Origin of the sequence: Streptomyces sp. NPDC050546, assembly GCF_044457425.1 — a bacterium.
Classification (GTDB): domain Bacteria; phylum Actinomycetota; class Actinomycetes; order Streptomycetales; family Streptomycetaceae; genus Streptomyces.
Genome location: NZ_JBITGX010000003.1, coordinates 189,360 through 205,681, shown reverse-complemented (window position 1 = coordinate 205,681; position 16,322 = coordinate 189,360). Strand labels below are relative to the sequence as shown.

Here is a 16,322-nt window from a genome sequence, read left to right as displayed (position 1 = left end):
CCAAACGGGACGCCCCGAGCTCCTAGGCGAAAATAACCGTCCGCCGCCCATTGGGCAGAATCCGCCGCTCGGCATGCCACTTGACCGCCCGCGCCAGCGCCTGACACTCCACGTCACGCCCGATCGCGACCAGCCCCTCCGGCGTCACGTCATGCCCGACCCGCTCGACCTCCTGCTCGATGATCGGCCCCTCATCGAGATCAGCCGTCACATAGTGCGCCGTCGCCCCGATCAGCTTCACACCCCGCGCATGAGCCTGGTGATACGGCTTCGCACCCTTGAAGCTCGGCAGGAACGAGTGGTGGATATTGATGATCCGCCCGGACAGCGCCTTGCACAGGTCGTCCGACAGCACCTGCATGTACCGGGCGAGAACGACCAGCTCGACACCCTCCTCACGCACGATGTCGAGCAGCCGCCCCTCCGCCTCGGCCTTCGTGTCCCGCGTCACCGGAATGTGGTGGAAGGGGATGTCGTACGAGCCCACGAGCTCGGCGAAGTCCGTGTGGTTGGACACCACCCCGGCGATCTCCACCGGCAGCGCCCCGGTCCGCGCCCGGAACAGCAGGTCGTTCAGGCAGTGCCCGAACTTGCTGACCATGAGCAGGATGCGCATCTTCTGGTCGCCCCGGTTGATCTGCCACTCCATCTGGAAGGAGTCACCGATCGCCGCGAAGCTGGCCCGCAGCTTCTCCACGGACACCGGCGCGTCCGCCGAGAAGTGGACGCGCATGAAGAACAGTCCCGTGTCGTGGTCGCCGAACTGCTGGCTGTCCTCGATGTTGCAGCCGGTCATGAAGAGGTAGCTCGACACGGCGTGCACGATGCCTTTCCTGTCCGGGCAGGAAAGGGTGAGGACGTACTGGTCGGGCGGGGTCGCGGTGGTGGTGGACTGCTCGTTCATGCAGGACAGGTTCCCACAGGCAGCCACACCGCCCGCAATCGTCCCGCTGTACGGACCCCCTGGGCGAAGCCCTAGGCGGACCTGGTCATGAGCCGTAGGACCTCCAGGCTGCGCGGCGGCGTGTCCGGCTCCTCGCCGTCGCTCGTGGCGAGCCGCACATGCGCGTCCCGGGCCGCCTGGATCGCCTCGGGCCACGCCTGGTTCTCGAGGTACGCGGTGACCGGGGCGTCCGGCCCGACCTGGTGCATGATCCGCAGCACCCGCAGCACGGCGGTGTCCACGAGGGCCGCCTCCTGCGAGTCACGGAAGATCGTGCCGACGTACTTCTCGGCGGACCAGTGATCCAGCCAGGTGTCCTCGACCAGCCGGTACACCGCGTCGGTCACGTCGCCGTAGCCGTCCACGCCGGCCAGCCAGACGTCCCGCTGGAACCCGGGATCGGAGAGCATGTGCAGCGCCGAGCGCACATTGCTGCGCCAGCGCCACCACGGCATGTCGTTGACAGGCATGCCGCCCATGGTGGATGAGCGACGGCCACGACGGGAAGAGTTCTCCGAAGCTTGCACGGTCATCGATCGTACGTTCCCCTCCACATCGGTCACCCTGGCCCCCGCAATTCACCTGGGCGTCACCCATTGTTGAGCCGAGATCACTCTCGGGTTGGCCATGTGGCGGAATCGTGCGGAACCATGACCGGCAGGCGACGCACCCGCAGCACATTCCTCCCCGGCCCCCTCACCCGTCACGCCAGGAAAGGCGTCCTCTCCGCGGGCACGGCGGCCGCGTGCGCGTCGCTCCTCGCCGGCTGCGGGGTCGTCCCCGGCACCACGGGGGATGCCGGGGACGATCCGATCACCGTCATGACGTGGGCGCCGCAGGACACCAAGGCCACCAACAAGCCCGGAATGCCCGCCTTCGCCCACGCCTACGCCCGCTGGATCAACGCCAAGGGCGGGATCAACGGCCGCAAGCTCAACGTGCTGACCTGCAACGACCACAACGACAGCGTGGCCGCCGCCAAGTGCGCCCGACGGGCCGCCAAGGAGAACGTGGTCGCGGTCGTAGGATCCTACAGCCAGTACGCCGACTCCTTCTTCCCGTCCCTGGAGGGCGCGGGCATCCCGTACATAGGCGGCTACGGCATCACCAACGCCGAGTTCACCAGTCCCCTGTCCTATCCCGTCAACGGCGGCCAGCCCGCGCTGCTGGCCGGTCTCGGCAGGTCTCTCGCCGGCTGCGGGCCCGTCGCCCTGGTGCGGCCCGACACCATCGCGGGCGACCAGCTGCCGCCGCTGCTCGACTCCGGCCTGAAGGCGGGCGGGCACCGGGCCGCGCGGGACCAGCGGGCGGCGGAGGACGCCACCGAGTACGACGGCCAGGCCGAGCGGGCGCTGGAGACGACGACCTCCGCCCCCGGGACCGAGGGGTGTGTGGTGCCCGCGCTCGGGGACCGCAACGGCACCTTCATGGACTCCTTCCGGCGCTCCCGCGAGGACTATCCCGACGTCCGGACGGCCACCGTGCTCGGCAGCGTCGACCAGACCGTGATCGACGCGACCGGCGGGGCCTCGGGGCCGTATGAGGGCTCGTACATCACCGGCTGGTACCCGGTGGAGAGCGATGCCCGCTGGAACGGGATGAAGCAGGTGATCAAGGAGGAGGCCTTCGGCGACAACCGCATCGACGCCGCGGACGCCGGAGTGCAGACCACCTGGATCGCCTACACCGTGTTCAAGAAGGTCGTCGAGTCGCTCGGTGGCGGCGAGGTGAGCGCCGACACGGTGACGGAGGCCCTCGACGACGGCCTCAGCGTCGGCACGGGCGGGCTCACGCCGACGCTGCGGTGGCAGTTCCAGGACAAGCTCGCCGCCGTCGGCTTCCCGCGCCTGGTCAATGCGAACGTGACCCTTCAGGTGGTGCGGGAAGGGCGGCTGGTGTCGGCGCGGAAGGGCTTCGTCGACACGACGAAGACGCTGCAGGACGCCGACGTGAACTACTGAGCCGCGCTCAGCGGTTCACGCCCGGACCGGACCACGTCACCTCACGTCACAGCTGCGTCGGCTGACGCTCGGTCAGGCCGTACGTCTTCGCTATCGCGTTCCACAGCCCGGCCGCCTTGGTCTTCTCGGTGCTCGCGACGCCGCTGGCGCGGTTGCCGGCCTGCGTCTGGCCGGTGGCACGGGCCTGGCCCTTCCGGCAGCCCTTCTTGCCCGCGGTCTGGTCGGCCCAGGCCGCGTAGTGGTTGTCGGCCGAGGCCGAGGCCTGCCACGCCTTGGTGAGGGCGGTGGTCAGCGCGGCGTGCTGGGGCAGCTGGTCGACCGTGATGCCGGAGAGCCGGGTGACCAGCTCGGTGCGCTGCTTGGCCGCGTCGCGCAGGTTCTTGGCCGCCTGGGGCAGGTTGTCGCAGCGCTTGACGTCGGCGACGGAGGTGATCACGGTGGTGCGGCTGTCGCCGCTGTCGGCGAGCAGCTTGTCCAGCTCGACCGCCTGCGCGCGGGCCGGGTCGGCGGAGGGCGAGGCGGAGTCGTCCGTCGCGGGCGCCGAGGCGGCCACGGTCTTGTTGTTGTCGCCGCCGCCGTCGTCACCGCCGCCGGCGGCGAGCAGCGCGCCGGCGCCGACGCCGAGGACGGCGATGCCGATGCCGACGGCCGCGATGACCGGCACGCGCGAGCCGGCACGGCCGCCGCGACCGCCCCGCCCGCCGCCGGAGTGGTTGGGCGGGGCGTAGGACTGGGGCTGGGGTTGGTGGGCCTGGGGCTGCTCGAAGCGGGGCATCTGCTGCGTGGACGCGGCCGGGCTCTCGGCGCCGTGGTCGCTGCGGAAGAGGTTGTCGAACTCGGCGGGCGGCTGCTTGTCCCCGCCGGGCACCGGCGCGATGTACTGCGTCGCCTCGGCGTCCGGATTCGAGGCGGGCGGCAACGGCCCGGCCCCGGCCCGGGGTGCGGTGCCCAGGAACGTGGTCGCCTCGGGGTCGTGACCGGTGGGCGTCTCGGGCGGCAGCGCACCCGGGCCCACCGGGGGTATGTACTGCGTCGCCCCCTCGTCGGGCGCCGCGGCGACCGGCGGCAGGAACTGGGTCGCGCCCTCGTCCGCGGGAGCGGGCAGCGGTGCGGACGAGGAGGGAGACCCGTACCCGTCCGTCGCGGGCGGCAGCGGGGCACCTCCGGCGGGAGCGCCGTACACCCCGGCGGCGGACGGCGGCGAACCGCCCGCGGCGGCGGAGCCGTACCCGTCGGAGGACTGCGGCAGACCGCCTCCGGCAGGAGCGCCGTAGCCGTCGGAGGACCGCGGCAGACCGCCTCCGGCGGGAGCACCGTAGCCGTCCGTCGCCTGCGGCAGCGGGGCGCCGGCAGGTCCGGCGCCATGTCCGCCGACACCCGCTTGCGGCAGCGGGGCGCCTCCAGCCGGGGAGCCGTAGCCGCCCGCGGCGGAGCCGTACGCATCGGAGCCGGACGGCAAGCCGCCTCCGGCAGGAGCGCCGTAGCCGTCCGCCGCCTGGGGCATCGGGGCACCCCCGGCCGGGGAGCCATAGCCGCTCGCGGCGGCGGAGCCGTACGTGTCGGAGGCCGGCGGCAGGCCGCCCCCGGCGGGGGAGCCGTAGCCGTCCGTGGGCTGTGGCGGCGGGGTGCCGTACGGGCCCGGGGCCGGGGGCAGTTGGGAAGCGTCGGGCGGAGTGCCGTAGCCGGCGTACGGGTTGGAGGGCTGGGTGCCCTCCTGGGGGAGCGCGCCCGGCGCGTGGTGCTGCGCGTCCCACGCCGGAGGCTCCGGGGTGGTCCACTGCTGGGACTGCTGAGGCTGCGGGGACTGCCAGCTGTTGTCCTGCGGCGGGGGCGGGGCCTGTTGGTCGGGGCCCCACGGCTGGCCCCAGGTCTGGCCCCCGGCGGGAGCGGAGGCCGGGGTCTGGCCGGTCGGGGCCGGGCCGGTCAGGCGGCCTGCCGAGGCGTCACCGGGTCCGCCCGTCATCCCCGGCAGCAGGGGTTCGCCACCGTCGGAGGGCAGCACGATGCCTTCGCGCGCTTGGCGCGCCGAGGGCTCCTCGCCCTGTCCACTCTGCGTCACCGGGACTCCTACTTATGGGGGACCTTGTGAATCGTCGGGTCACGCTACCGGGTCCCCAGAGCCCCGTGCCACGCAGCACAGGGCCCGACCTCGAGCCCTGTGAGCGCGGTAACACAACCAAGTCACGGCACGCTGTTCATGTCACCTCCTGCGCGCGCGGCGGCCGTTTCCCGCACGTTCACGCATTCGCAGACCCTGTGTTCACGCCGCCGCCTGGAGGTCAAGGCGCGCCCCGAACTCCCTGACCACCGCTTCGTCCCGGTACGGCTCCAGCCGCTGCTGGAAGTCCTCCAGATACTCGGCGCCCCGGTTGGACCGCAGCCCCTCCAGCAGTTCCACGGCCTTCATGCCCGTACTGCACGCCTCTTCGACCTCGCGCTGCTGCACCTGCGCCGTGGCCAACAGCACATAACCGATGGCCCGGCGGCGCGCCCGCGTCTCGGGATGCCCGTCCAGCGACTCCCGCGCGCACCGCGCCGCCGCGTCGGCCTGCCCCAGGTCCCGGTGGCAGTGGGCCAACTCGTCGGCGAGATAGGCCTCGTCGAAGTGCGCGATCCACACCGGGTCGTCCCCGGCGGCCGGGTCGGCCGCCTCCAGGGCGCTCACCGCGCGCCCGGCCGCCGACTGGGTGGCGCGCACATCGCCCATCAGGGCGTGCCCGCGCGCCTCCGCCGCGTAGAACATCGACTCCGCGCGCGGTGACACGCGCCCCCGCGCCCCTTCCTGCGCCGCCCTCGCCAACTGCGCGATCTCCCGCGGGTTCCCGAGCTGCGCGGCGAGATGACTCATGGAGGCGGCCAGCACATAGCCGCCGTAGCCGCGGTCCCCGGCCGCCTGGGCCAGCCGCAGCGCCTGGATGTAGTAGCGCTGCGCCAGACCGGGCTGCCCGGTGTCCACGGCCATGTATCCGGCGAGCTCCGTCAGCCGCGCCACGGCGGCGAACAGGTCCCGCCCCACCGCCTCCCGGTACGACCCCGCCAGCAGCCCCGAGACCACGCTGTTGAGGTAGTGCACGACGACCGGGCGCACATGCCCGCTGCCGTACTGGTGGTCGAGATCCACCAGCGCCTGCGTCATGGCGAGGACCGCCCCCACGTCGGACTGCCCCACGCGCGGTCCGGCCGAGCGCGACACCTGGCCGTCGGGTGCGGAGATCAGCCAGTCACGGCTGGGCTCGACCAGCGCGGACGCGGCGACGGAGGAGCCGGACAGGAAGTCCCGCCGCCCCACGTCGCTGCGCCACAGCTCGCAGACCTGCTCGATGGCCCCCAGTACCGTCGGCGAGAACTGGAGACCCACGCCCGAGGCGAGGTTCTTGCCGTTGGCCATGCCGATCTCGTCGATCGTGACCGTACGGCCGAGTTTGCGGCCCAGCGCCTCGGCGATGATCGCCGGGGCCCGGCCCCGCGGCTGCTGCCCGCGCAGCCAGCGCGCCACCGACGTCTTGTCGTAGCGCAGGTCGAGGCCGTGCTCGGCACCGCACATGTTGACCCGGCGGGCGAGGCCGGCGTTGGAGCAGCCGGCTTCCTGGATGAGCGCCTGGAGCCGTTCGTTCGGCTGCCGAGCGACGAGCGGCCTTGCGGCCATGGCGTACCCCCTGTGGCTGCGGTGCCTGCCCACGCACCGAGTTGACGTGTCTTCCGCGGCCGAACTCCCTCACGTCCCGGCGAAAAGATCCGGCCGTGAAGATCAATGCCCCGCCGACCAGGCGAAAATGCGAGGCATGTGAGGAATGCCGGGGTAACGGCTGTTGCCGGCCCCACTCGTGGCTACCCAGCTCCGGCCACCGATCCTCCTGCGCGCCCCCGCACATGCACCCATGCGCCCCGAGAACAGGGGCGATGCTCTCCCCCGCGCACACGGGCGGGCGTAACCCCTGGTGACGACCAGAGTTGTGTTCATCGTGGAAGAGACGATCGCCGGCACCGAAGCCGCTCAGATCCCGAAGCAGCGCGGGGAATCGCTGCTGGAGACCGCCGTCCGCTACGCCGAGGAGCGCCACTGGGACGTGTTCCCCGGCACCTGGCTGGAAGCCGTCGACGGAAGTCAGCGGTGCTCCTGCGGTGACGCCGCGTGTCCGGCACCCGGATCGCACCCGGCGCGCCCGGACTGGGCGACGCAGGCGACGGGCAGCGCGACCGTCGCGCGACGGATGTGGCAGAAGCAGCCCACCGCGTCGATCCTGCTGCCGACGGGGCGGACGTTCGACGCGATCTCCGTGCCGGAGACGGCGGGGTTTCTGGCCTTGGCCCGGATGGAGCGGATGGAGCTGACGCTCGGGCCGGTGACGCTCACGCCGGACCGGCGGATGGAGTTCTTCGTGCTGCCGGGGGCCGGGGTGAAGGTGCCTGACCTGGTGCGGAAGCTGGGGTGGTCGGTGTCGTCGCTGGATCTGACCGTGCTTGGGGAAGGGGCGTACGTGGCCGCGCCGCCCACGCGGTTCGGGTCGCGGGGGGCTGTGCAGTGGGCCTGCCGGCCTACGCCCGCGAATCGGTGGTTGCCGGATGCGGAGGAGTTGATCTCGCCGCTTGCGTATGCGTGTGGGCGGGATCGGTAGCGCCTGATCGTCTGCGTGGTTCCGCTTCGTCGGCGGCTGCGGGTTGTCCGTGGTTGATCGCGCAGTTCCCCGCGCCCCTGAAAGACGCCACCGTAGGGTGCAAGGTGACGGAGGGAGACGCGGTGGGATCCAGTGCTGTACGGGTGCAGGGGCTCTGGAAGCGGTTCGGGCAGCAGGTCGCTGTTGCCGGGGTCGATCTTGAGTTGCCCGCGGGCAAGTTCATCGGGCTCGTCGGGCCGAACGGGGCCGGGAAGACCACCACCTTGTCGATGGTGACCGGGCTGCTCAGGCCCGATCACGGAACCGTCGAGGTGGTCGGGCACGACGTGTGGCAAGACCCTGTCGAGGTGAAGGCCCGCATCGGGGTGCTGCCCGAGGGGCTGCGGCTGTTCGAGCGGCTGTCGGGGCGGGAACTGCTGGCGTACAGCGGGCGGTTGCGGGGACTGCCCGGTGCCGAGGTCGACAAGCGGGCCACGCAGCTCCTCGACGTTCTGGATCTGGCCGGCTCCCAGCACAAGCTCGTCGTCGACTACTCGACCGGCATGCGCAAGAAGATCGGGCTGGCCACCGCTCTCCTCCACAATCCCGAAGTGCTCTTCCTGGACGAGCCGTTCGAGGGCGTCGACCCCGTCTCCGCCCAGACCATCCGGGGCGTGCTGGAGCGGTACACCGCCTCGGGCGCCACCGTCGTGTTCTCCTCCCACGTCATGGAGCTCGTCGAGTCGCTGTGCGACTGGGTGGCCGTCATGGCCGCCGGGCGGATCCGGGCCACCGGGACCCTCGCCGAGGTACGCGGTGACGCGCCCTCGCTGCAGCAGGCGTTCCTCCAACTCGTCGGGGCGCAGAGCCGGGACGCCGGGTCCGACCTCGACTGGCTGGGCGGCGGGGCCCGGTGAGTGCGCCCGCCCTCACCCCCGTCGTCGTACGGCTGAAGCTGTCGCTGCTGCGCAACGGGCTGAAGCAGTCCGGCGGGCGCAAGGCCGCCTACATCGCGTCGGCCGTCTTCGCTCTGCTCTTCGCCGCGCTGCAACTGCTCGGCCTGATCGCGCTGCGCGGGCACGCGCACGTCGAGTCCCTGGCCGTGCTGGCCGTGGCGGTGCTGGGGCTCGGCTGGGCGGTGATGCCGCTGTTCTTCCCCAGTGGTGACGAGACGCTGGACCCGACCCGTCTGGTGATGCTGCCGCTGCGGCCCCGGCCGCTGGTGCGGGCGCTGCTCACGGCGTCGCTGGTCGGCATCGGGCCGCTGTTCACGCTGTGCCTGCTGGTGGGTTCCGTGATCGCGGTGGCCCGGGGCGGGGCGGCGTTCGCGGTGGGGGTCGTCGCGGTCGCCCTGGCGCTGTTGGTGTGCGTGGCGTTCGCACGGGCCGTCGCCGCCGCCAACGTACGGCTGCTGAGCAGCCGCAAGGGCCGCGACCTCGCGGTGCTGAGCGGGCTCGTCATCGCCGTCGGGGCGCAGGTCGTCAACTTCGGCGCGCAGCGGCTCGGTTCGGCGGGTCTGGGCGAGCTGGACCCGGTCGCGGACGTGGTCCAGTGGGTGCCGCCGGCGTCGGCGATCGGCGCCGTGCACGCGGTGGGCGAGGGGTCGTACGGTCTCGCCGCCGCCCAACTGGCACTGACCGCGGGTGCGCTGGTGACGCTGCTCGCGGTGTGGTCGCGGCATCTGACGCGCCTGATGACCTCGCCCGACGGATCCACGCTGCCCACCGCCGAGACGGCCGCCCGGGAGCGGTCGTCGAGCGGGCTCGGGCGGCTGCTGCCCGCGGGGCGTACGGGCACGGTCATGGAGCGCAGCCTGCGGTATGTGTGGCGCGACCCCAAGACCAAGGCCGCCTGGGTGACCTCGCTGGCCATCGGGCTGATCGTGCCGGTGTTCAACGCCTGGCAGGGCACCGGGTCCGTGTACTTCGCGTGCTTCGCCGCCGGGATGCTCGGCATCCAGATGTACAACCAGTTCGGGCAGGACACCTCCGCGTTCTGGATGGTCGCCATGACGATCTCCTCGCGCCGGGACGCCTACGTCGAGCTGCGCGCCCGCGCGCTGGCCCTGCTGCTGATCACTCTGCCGTACGCCACGCTCGTCACCGTGGTGACGACCGCGATGCTCGGCGACTGGCGGCGGCTGCCCGAGGCGCTGGGGCTGTCCTTCGCGCTGCTCGGAGCGATGCTCGCGACCGGGGCGTGGACGTCCGCCCGCTTCCCCTACTCCATCCCGCAGGAGGGCTACAAGAACGTCGCCCCCGGGCAGACCGGGCTCGCCTGGATCTCCATCTTCGGCGGGATGGTCGCCGCCGCCGTCCTGTGCGCGCCCGTCATCGCGCTCACGATCTGGCTGAACGTGAGCGCCGGGGGCGACGACTGGACGTGGCTGCTGCTGCCGGCGGGCACGGCGTACGGGGCCGCGCTCACGGTGGTGGGGCTGCGGCTGGCGGCTCCGCGGACGGCCCGGCGGCTGCCGGAGATCCTGGTGGCGGTCAGCAAGGGGTGAGCCGTCCAGCCGTCCGTCCCGGTTCAGGACGGCCTGTCCGTCCTCAGTTCGCGCTGAGGACGTCCAGGAACGGCTCGATCGCCGCGCGCCAGGCCTCCGGCTGGTCGTAGTGCACCAGGTGACCGGCGTCGGCGACCTCCGCGTACTGGCCGCGGGGCAGGACGCGGACCATCTCCTGGGCCTCGGCGCGGCCCAGCTCGCCGTCGAGGCCGCGCACGACCAGGGCGGGGCAGAGGACCTGGGTCAGCTCCTCCCAGTGCGCGTCGTACACCCAGGTCTCGCGGGAGCGAAGCATCTGTTCCGGTTCGAAGACGGGGCGCCAGCCGTCCGAGGACTCGGCCATCACCTCGGCGTAGAACGCGCCGCGGGCCGGGTTGGGCCGCTCCACCCAGGGGTCGTCCTCGCCGAACCACTTGCGGACGTCGGCCAGCGTGGCGAAGGGCAGCGGCCAGGAGCGGAACCACTGGTCCCACTCGCGCTGCGAGGCCGCGCCGAGCGCGGAGGCCCGCATATCGCAGATGATCAGCCCACGGACCAGGTCCGGGCGCTTGGCGGCGAGCTGCCAGGCGGTAAGGGCGCCCATGGCGTGGCCGATGAGAACGACCGGGTGGAGGCCGAGCTGTTCCAGAGCGGCCTCGACGTCGTCGACGTAGGCGTCACGGGAGAAGGCTCCCTGCGGGGGCTTCTCGCTGCGGCCGTGGCCGCGCTGGTCGAGAGCGACGGCGCGGTACCGGCCGGAGAGCCAGCGGGCGGTGGACGCCCAGTGCGAGGCGCGGCCCATCAGGCCGTGCAGTAACAGGACGCCCGGGGTGCCGTTCGGCGCGGTACCCGCGCCGGGCGTGCGCTGCGGGTCGAGCCGGTGCTTCGGGTCATGCGGGTCGTGCTGATCGTGCGGTTCGTGCGCCGGATCGGTCTTGGGCGGGTCTCCGAACTCCCAGGCCGCGAGGCGTACGCCGCCCGTCCCGGTCACGTCGATGCGTCGCGCCATGTCCTGGCACCCCCCAAGCTTCGCGCGGACCGTGGTCGTCTCCGGCCGTTCGGTCCTGTGAACCGTGTTCTGCCTGCTGCGCCTTGTTGCCGTGCCGTGCGTCACCCGCACACTATCGAATGCCCATTCGAGGATGCCGTTCTCGCGGACAACACCCCTCGTTCGAGTGACCACCCTCGGGGATTGATAGCCGCTGCCGAGGGGAGATCTTCAGCGGGAGGCGGACCGCTCGGGGAAACCGGTCCGTGGGGGATGACCTTGAGAGCTCGGGGCTCCAGGTCAGCACAGGGGAGGACAGGCCCCGGCGCCGCAAGGCGCCGGGGCCCTCCACATCTCCACGGCACATCCTCCCGCCCCCTCCCCGGCCGGGCGACATCGCTGTCGAGCCACGGCCAAGAGCCCTCAGGTCATATGCCTCACGCGACAGCGTCGCACGGGAAGCGGACGAGCGCTGCCATTCGCCGGACTGAATCCCGGATACGGCGGGATCACGCCAACACCGCCGGCGCGGCCGATCCGGCCGGGCTCAGGGCTTCGCGACGAACACGTGGGAGGCGACCTCCGACTCCAGTTCGGCCGCCTCGCCCCCGCTGCCCACCAGCACACCGCCCGCCGCCTCGGTCACGCTGACCACCGAGCCGGGCTGCACCCCCGCCCGCCGCAGCGTGTACATCAGCTGCGCGTCCGTCTGGATCGGCTCGCCGATGCGGCGCACCACGACCGTCTTGCCCTCGGCGCCCGGGTCCAGAGTGGCCAGCGACACCATCCCCTCGTCCAGGAACGGGTCGGCGCCGTCCTTCTCGCCGAGCTCCTCCAGCCCCGGGATCGGATTGCCGTACGGCGACTCCGTCGGGTGCCGCAGCAACTCCAGCACGCGGCGCTCCACGGCCTCGCTCATCACGTGCTCCCAGCGGCACGCCTCGGCGTGGACCTGCTCCCACTCCAGACCGATCACGTCGACGAGCAGACACTCGGCGAGCCGGTGCTTGCGCATCACGCGCGTGGCGAGACGGCGGCCCTCGTCGGTGAGCTCCAGGTGCCGGTCGCTGGCGACGGACACCAGACCGTCGCGCTCCATCCGCGCCACGGTCTGGCTGACGGTCGGCCCGCTCTGGTCCAGCCGCTCGGCGATACGGGCGCGCATGGGGACCACACCCTCTTCCTCCAGCTCGAGGATGGTGCGGAGATACATCTCCGTGGTGTCGATCAGTCCGGACATACGTGCCCCTCGATGAGATCTGCCGGAGGCTGGACGGCTCACCGGCGCGTGCGCTGGCCCTGCACCCAATTCTGCCGGATACCACCGACAACCGTGCCGTCGGAGGGAAACCAGGGGGTTGCGCGGCCCGGGGGAAGGGTACGGAGTTCCCCTCCGCGGGGCCCCCGGAGCACCGCGGAGCACCCTTGGCCCGGCCGCCACGACCGTATTGACACCGCACTGGTCCAGACCGCACCGTGATGCGCGACACGCGCCCACCGAGGCCATCCTGAAGGGACCCCGTATGAGCGACCGCGCGCCGGCCGGCCAGTTCCTCGACGCCGCGATCGACCTGCTGCGGCGGGTCCGCGACGAGGAGGCCGACAGCGTCACGGCCGCCGGCACACTCCTCGCCGACACCGTCGAGAGCGGAGGACGCCTCTTCGCCTTCGGCGCCGGGCACTCCTCCCTCGCCGCGCAGGACCTCGTCTACCGCGCCGGGGGCCTCGCCCTCATGAACCTGCTCGCCGTGCCGGGCGTCGTCGGCGTCGACGTCAGGCCCGCACCGCTCGGCTCCGCCCTGGAACGCGTCGACGGCCTCGCCAGCGCTGTCCTGGACAGCTCCCCGCTCCGCGCGGGCGACGCCCTGCTGATCGTCTCCCTGTCGGGACGCAACGCCCTCCCCGTGGAAATGGCCATGCACGCCCGCGCCCGGGGCGTACGGGTCATCGGCGTGACCTCGGTCGCCTACGCCTCCGAGACCGAGTCGCGGCACAGCTCGGGGACGTATCTGAAGGACCACTGCGATCTCGTCCTCGACTCGAAGATCGCGGTCGGCGACGCCGAACTCACCCTCGACAACGTCCCGGCCCCCTTCGCCCCCGCCTCCACGGTCGTCACCTCGGCCCTCCTCCAGGCCGTCATGGCCACCACGGCCGCCACCCTCGCCGACCGCGGCCTGGAGCCTCCGCTCCTGCGCTCCGGGAACGTCGACGGCGGGCACGACTGGAACGGCCGCGTGATGGAGCGGTACCGGGACCGGATCTTCTACCGGCACTGAGGCGACGGCGGGACACCCGCCGGTTCAGGACTGCTCGCCGGACAGCCCCGCGAGATCCAGTGACGCCGCGATCCGCACCGCCACGTCCTCCGCGTACATCGCGTCGGACCGCTCGAACGCGCTGCGCCCGGCACCCCGCAGGAACGTCACCACACCCAGCGTCCGCCCCCGGCTGCGCAGCACCGCGCACAGGGCGTGCACCGCGTCCGGCGGCCACTGCCGGGCCTCGGCCCACAGCCGGGCCTCCTCGGGCGCCGCGGCCCCCGCACTCGCCCTCAGGGCACCGACCCGCTCCACGCACTGCAGGGCCGGATGCCCCTCCGCGTACCGCGCGGGCAGGCCCGCGTGGCCGGAGAGCTTGCTCGGCCCCGGGGCGCCGGACGGGGTGGCGGCGACCCGCACCAGCCGTACCGGCCCCTCGCTCGGCGCGTCGACGAGCGCGCCGCCCGCCACCCGGTCGATCAACGCGTGGTCGGCGAACCCGGCCAGGGCGAAGTCCAGGTGGACCGTCGCCGCCTCCGCCGGGTCCTCGCACTCGGCCGCGGCCCGCGAGGCCCGGTACAGCTGCTGCGTACGGAACCGCAGCAGCGACGCCTCCTGCTCGCTCTGCTTGGCCTCCGTCACGTCCTGGAACAGCCACCCCACACCCAGCGGAACCGGCTCCTCCGCGAGCGGCGAGGCCAACCGTACGAAGCCGCTGCGCCAGCACCGCCGCCGCTCCCCCTCCGGCATGCGCACGCCCACCCACACCTCGGCGGGCGCGGGCGGCGCACCCTCCGCCAGCACATGCTGCAGCGCGCTCTCCAGCTCCTCCACGCCCTGCGACAGCAGATCCCCGAGCGGGCGGCCGAGCACGGACGTACGGCCCGTACCCAGCGCCTTGGCCGCGTGCGCGTTCACCACGGCCGGCCGCAGGTCGACATCCACGAGCACGACGCCCCAGCTGGCGTCCTCGAACAGCGCCTCGCTGAGCGCGATCGACCGCTCCAGATCGATCTGCGCGTGCACCTCGCTGAAGGCGCAGTACACACCCGCCGGCTTCCCGTCAGGCCCTCGCACGGCCGCCGACTGGGTCCGTACGAGCACCCGCCCGCCGTCCTTGGTCAGCAGCGCGAACTCGTTCACCTGCCGGCCCGGGGCGTGCATCGCGGACAGCAGCCGGCTCTCGACCTCCTCGGCGTCCGCGCTGCGCACGGCCCACCCGGCCAGGCCTCGCCGGCCCACCGCCTCGTCCGCGCTCCAGCCGAGAATCCGCTCAGCCTCACGGTTCCAGTGCGTCACGACACCGTCGGCGTCGAACGCACACAGTGCCGCGTCCATCCCGTCAAGCAACGCGGCAAGCAGATCGGACCCGTCCGCACCGTCCCGCTCGGGCTCGTCGGGCCCCAGCTCGTCGGTGGTCCCACTACGCCGGGAAGCACTCACCTGGACCCCCTGCAGGCTGCGTCCGTACGTACCGCACGTCGGTTCGCTACTTGCAATCATTCAACTGGAACGTGACCCAGCGCACACCGTGTTCCCACAACATTGAAGGAATCGTTGTACGAGGGCATTCCCCACGTCATCCGCCAACGAACACCCCGCCTCCTCCGGCGCGGCCCCGCGTCAAGGTCTCAGAAAAACGGTTGATCCGAGGCCGATCCGTTTCCTAGGGTTCCAGGTACACGAGAGAGGAGGTGGTTCGGCAGATGTATGAGAACCGGACGCGTGAGGTGGCTGCGGGCTAGCGGCCCGTCACCACACACAGTGCGGTGCCGGACCAGCGCGTGAGCGAAGCGCGCAGCCGGCCCAATCTCCAGCAGTCACCCGACCCGCGAGCCGCCGGTACGTCCGGCCGGCCCTCCTCAGGAGGACCAGGCTCGCGGGTCGTCTGCGTTCCGCGACCGTCCTCGCGTCAGTGGGCGATGTCCCCGTAGCCCTCGATCTCGCGGGGGTCGCGGGTGCCCGGGCCGACGTAGCGGGCCGAGGGGCGGACCAGGCGGCCCGTGCGCTTCTGTTCGAGGATGTGGGCGGACCAGCCGGCCGTGCGGGCACAGGTGAACATGGACGTGAACATGTGCGCCGGGACCTCCGCGAAGTCCAGGACGATGGCCGCCCAGAACTCGACGTTCGTCGCGAGGACGCGGTCGGGGCGGCGGGCGTGGAGTTCCGCGAGGGCCGCCTTCTCCAGGGCCTCGGCGACCTCGAAGCGGGGGGCACCCAGTTCGCGGGCGGTGCGGCGCAGGACCCGGGCGCGGGGGTCCTCGGCGCGGTAGACGCGGTGGCCGAAGCCCATGAGGCGCTCGCCGTTGTCGAGCGCGTTCCTGACGTAGGCCTCGGCGTCGCCCGTGCGCTCGATCTCCTCGATCATGCCGAGGACGCGGGAGGGGGCGCCGCCGTGCAGCGGGCCGGACATGGCTCCCACGGCGCCGGAGAGGGCCGCCGCCACATCCGCGCCCGTGGACGCGATCACCCGGGCCGTGAACGTGGACGCGTTCATGCCGTGCTCGGCCGCGCTCGTCCAGTACGCGTCCACCGCCGCTACGTGCTTGGGGTCCGGCTCGCCGCGCCAGCGGATCATGAAGCGTTCGACGACGGACTGCGCCTTGTCGATCTCCCGCTGCGGGACCATGGGCAGGCCCTGGCCGCGGGCCGACTGGGCGACGTAGGAGAGGGCCATGACGGCGGCGCGGGCCAGGTCGGCGCGGGCCTGCTCCTCGTCGATGTCGAGGAGCGGTTTGAGGCCCCAGACCGGGGCCAGCATGGCCAGGGCCGACTGGACGTCGACGCGGATGTCACCGGAGTGGACGGGGATGGGGAACGGCTCGGCGGGCGGCAGGCCGGGGTTGAAGGCGCCGTCGACGAGCAGGCCCCAGACGTTGCCGAAGGAGACATGGCCGACGAGGTCCTCGATGTCGACGCCCCGGTACCGGAGTGCGCCGCCCTCCTTATCCGGTTCGGCGATCTCCGTCTCGAACGCGACTACTCCCTCGAGCCCGGGTACGAAGTCGGACATCAGGCGGCTCCTCGTGATGTAAGTGACAGATGGTGTCTGGTGGGGTGAGACGTGTGAACCATGTGTCAGTCAGCTT

General features: G+C 72.2%; 13 protein-coding genes. 5 read left to right on the top strand and 8 right to left on the bottom strand.

All coding sequences use genetic code 11. The annotated features are described in order from the left end of the window. Positions 1 to 22 precede the first annotated feature (22 nt). Complete coding sequence (gene purU / locus ACIBK5_RS08960) at positions 23 to 904, bottom strand: formyltetrahydrofolate deformylase (protein WP_399017672.1); 882 nt, start codon at positions 902 to 904, stop codon at positions 23 to 25. 71 nt (positions 905 to 975) lie between these two features. Next, complete coding sequence (locus tag ACIBK5_RS08955; RefSeq protein ID WP_399017670.1) at positions 976 to 1,476, bottom strand: hypothetical protein; 501 nt, start codon at positions 1,474 to 1,476, stop codon at positions 976 to 978. Between the two features lie 117 nt (positions 1,477 to 1,593). Here ACIBK5_RS08955 and ACIBK5_RS08950 point away from each other — a divergent pair, with 117 nt between their 5' ends. Continuing rightward, positions 1,594 to 2,904, top strand: coding sequence for an ABC transporter substrate-binding protein (locus ACIBK5_RS08950; RefSeq protein WP_399017668.1), 1,311 nt, complete (start codon positions 1,594 to 1,596; stop codon positions 2,902 to 2,904). Between the two features lie 46 nt (positions 2,905 to 2,950). Here ACIBK5_RS08950 and ACIBK5_RS08945 read toward each other — a convergent pair whose 3' ends face one another. Both ACIBK5_RS08945 and ACIBK5_RS08940 read right to left on the bottom strand, forming a co-directional pair. Continuing rightward, positions 2,951 to 4,963 carry a hypothetical protein gene (locus ACIBK5_RS08945; RefSeq protein ID WP_399017666.1) on the bottom strand — a complete coding sequence of 671 codons (2,013 nt, stop codon included), beginning with the start codon at positions 4,961 to 4,963 and terminating at the stop codon, positions 2,951 to 2,953. Positions 4,964 to 5,164: 201 nt separating this feature from the next. Continuing rightward, entirely contained in the window at positions 5,165 to 6,550 is a 1,386-nt protein-coding gene (locus ACIBK5_RS08940) for a transcriptional regulator (RefSeq protein ID WP_399017664.1), read from the bottom strand. Positions 6,551 to 6,857: 307 nt separating this feature from the next. Between ACIBK5_RS08940 and ACIBK5_RS08935 the strand changes: the two genes are divergently transcribed. From ACIBK5_RS08935 to ACIBK5_RS08925, 3 genes are all read left to right on the top strand, one after another. Then, positions 6,858 to 7,520 (top strand): bifunctional DNA primase/polymerase, encoded by a 663-nt coding sequence (locus ACIBK5_RS08935; protein ID WP_097217294.1) that lies wholly within the window; start codon positions 6,858 to 6,860, stop codon positions 7,518 to 7,520. A gap of 104 nt (positions 7,521 to 7,624) precedes the next feature. Beyond that, positions 7,625 to 8,416: an ABC transporter ATP-binding protein gene (locus tag ACIBK5_RS08930; RefSeq protein ID WP_399017662.1), complete on the top strand. Its 792-nt coding sequence runs from the start codon at positions 7,625 to 7,627 to the stop codon at positions 8,414 to 8,416. Then, positions 8,413 to 10,005 carry a transporter gene (locus ACIBK5_RS08925; RefSeq protein ID WP_399017661.1) on the top strand — a complete coding sequence of 531 codons (1,593 nt, stop codon included), beginning with the start codon at positions 8,413 to 8,415 and terminating at the stop codon, positions 10,003 to 10,005. The genes ACIBK5_RS08930 and ACIBK5_RS08925 overlap by 4 nt, the downstream gene beginning before the upstream one ends. Positions 10,006 to 10,048: 43 nt before the next feature. Here the strand turns inward: ACIBK5_RS08925 and ACIBK5_RS08920 are convergent, their stop codons facing one another. Together ACIBK5_RS08920 and ACIBK5_RS08915 are read right to left on the bottom strand one after the other, a co-directional pair. Further along, positions 10,049 to 10,993, bottom strand: a complete 945-nt coding sequence (locus tag ACIBK5_RS08920; RefSeq protein WP_399017659.1) for an alpha/beta fold hydrolase — start codon at positions 10,991 to 10,993, stop codon at positions 10,049 to 10,051. Positions 10,994 to 11,519: 526 nt separating this feature from the next. After that, positions 11,520 to 12,212: a metal-dependent transcriptional regulator gene (locus ACIBK5_RS08915; RefSeq protein ID WP_399017657.1), complete on the bottom strand. Its 693-nt coding sequence runs from the start codon at positions 12,210 to 12,212 to the stop codon at positions 11,520 to 11,522. Positions 12,213 to 12,495: 283 nt separating this feature from the next. Between ACIBK5_RS08915 and ACIBK5_RS08910 the strand changes: the two genes are divergently transcribed. Then, positions 12,496 to 13,251 (top strand): SIS domain-containing protein, encoded by a 756-nt coding sequence (locus ACIBK5_RS08910; protein WP_399017655.1) that lies wholly within the window; start codon positions 12,496 to 12,498, stop codon positions 13,249 to 13,251. A 24-nt stretch (positions 13,252 to 13,275) separates the two neighbouring features. Here ACIBK5_RS08910 and ACIBK5_RS08905 read toward each other — a convergent pair whose 3' ends face one another. Together ACIBK5_RS08905 and ACIBK5_RS08900 are read right to left on the bottom strand one after the other, a co-directional pair. Continuing rightward, on the bottom strand, positions 13,276 to 14,736 hold the full coding sequence (locus ACIBK5_RS08905) for a PAS domain-containing protein (protein ID WP_399017653.1): 1,461 nt from the start codon (positions 14,734 to 14,736) through the stop codon (positions 13,276 to 13,278). A 409-nt stretch (positions 14,737 to 15,145) separates the two neighbouring features. Continuing rightward, positions 15,146 to 16,246: a citrate synthase 2 gene (locus tag ACIBK5_RS08900; protein ID WP_399017651.1), complete on the bottom strand. Its 1,101-nt coding sequence runs from the start codon at positions 16,244 to 16,246 to the stop codon at positions 15,146 to 15,148. Between the last annotated feature and the right edge of the window lie 76 nt (positions 16,247 to 16,322).

Excerpts from the sequence above, each read along its gene's own strand:
- ACIBK5_RS08910 (WP_399017655.1), top strand. The coding sequence starts at position 12,496 with ATGAGCGACCGCGCGCCGGCCGGCCAGTTCCTCGACGCCGCGATCGAC.
- ACIBK5_RS08940 (WP_399017664.1), bottom strand. The coding sequence starts at position 6,550 with ATGGCCGCAAGGCCGCTCGTCGCTCGGCAGCCGAACGAACGGCTCCAG.
- ACIBK5_RS08950 (WP_399017668.1), top strand. The coding sequence starts at position 1,594 with ATGACCGGCAGGCGACGCACCCGCAGCACATTCCTCCCCGGCCCCCTC.
- ACIBK5_RS08900 (WP_399017651.1), bottom strand. The coding sequence starts at position 16,246 with ATGTCCGACTTCGTACCCGGGCTCGAGGGAGTAGTCGCGTTCGAGACG.
- ACIBK5_RS08915 (WP_399017657.1), bottom strand. The coding sequence starts at position 12,212 with ATGTCCGGACTGATCGACACCACGGAGATGTATCTCCGCACCATCCTC.
- ACIBK5_RS08905 (WP_399017653.1), bottom strand. The coding sequence starts at position 14,736 with ATGATTGCAAGTAGCGAACCGACGTGCGGTACGTACGGACGCAGCCTG.
- ACIBK5_RS08920 (WP_399017659.1), bottom strand. The coding sequence starts at position 10,993 with ATGGCGCGACGCATCGACGTGACCGGGACGGGCGGCGTACGCCTCGCG.
- purU (WP_399017672.1), bottom strand. The coding sequence starts at position 904 with ATGAACGAGCAGTCCACCACCACCGCGACCCCGCCCGACCAGTACGTC.
- ACIBK5_RS08955 (WP_399017670.1), bottom strand. The coding sequence starts at position 1,476 with ATGACCGTGCAAGCTTCGGAGAACTCTTCCCGTCGTGGCCGTCGCTCA.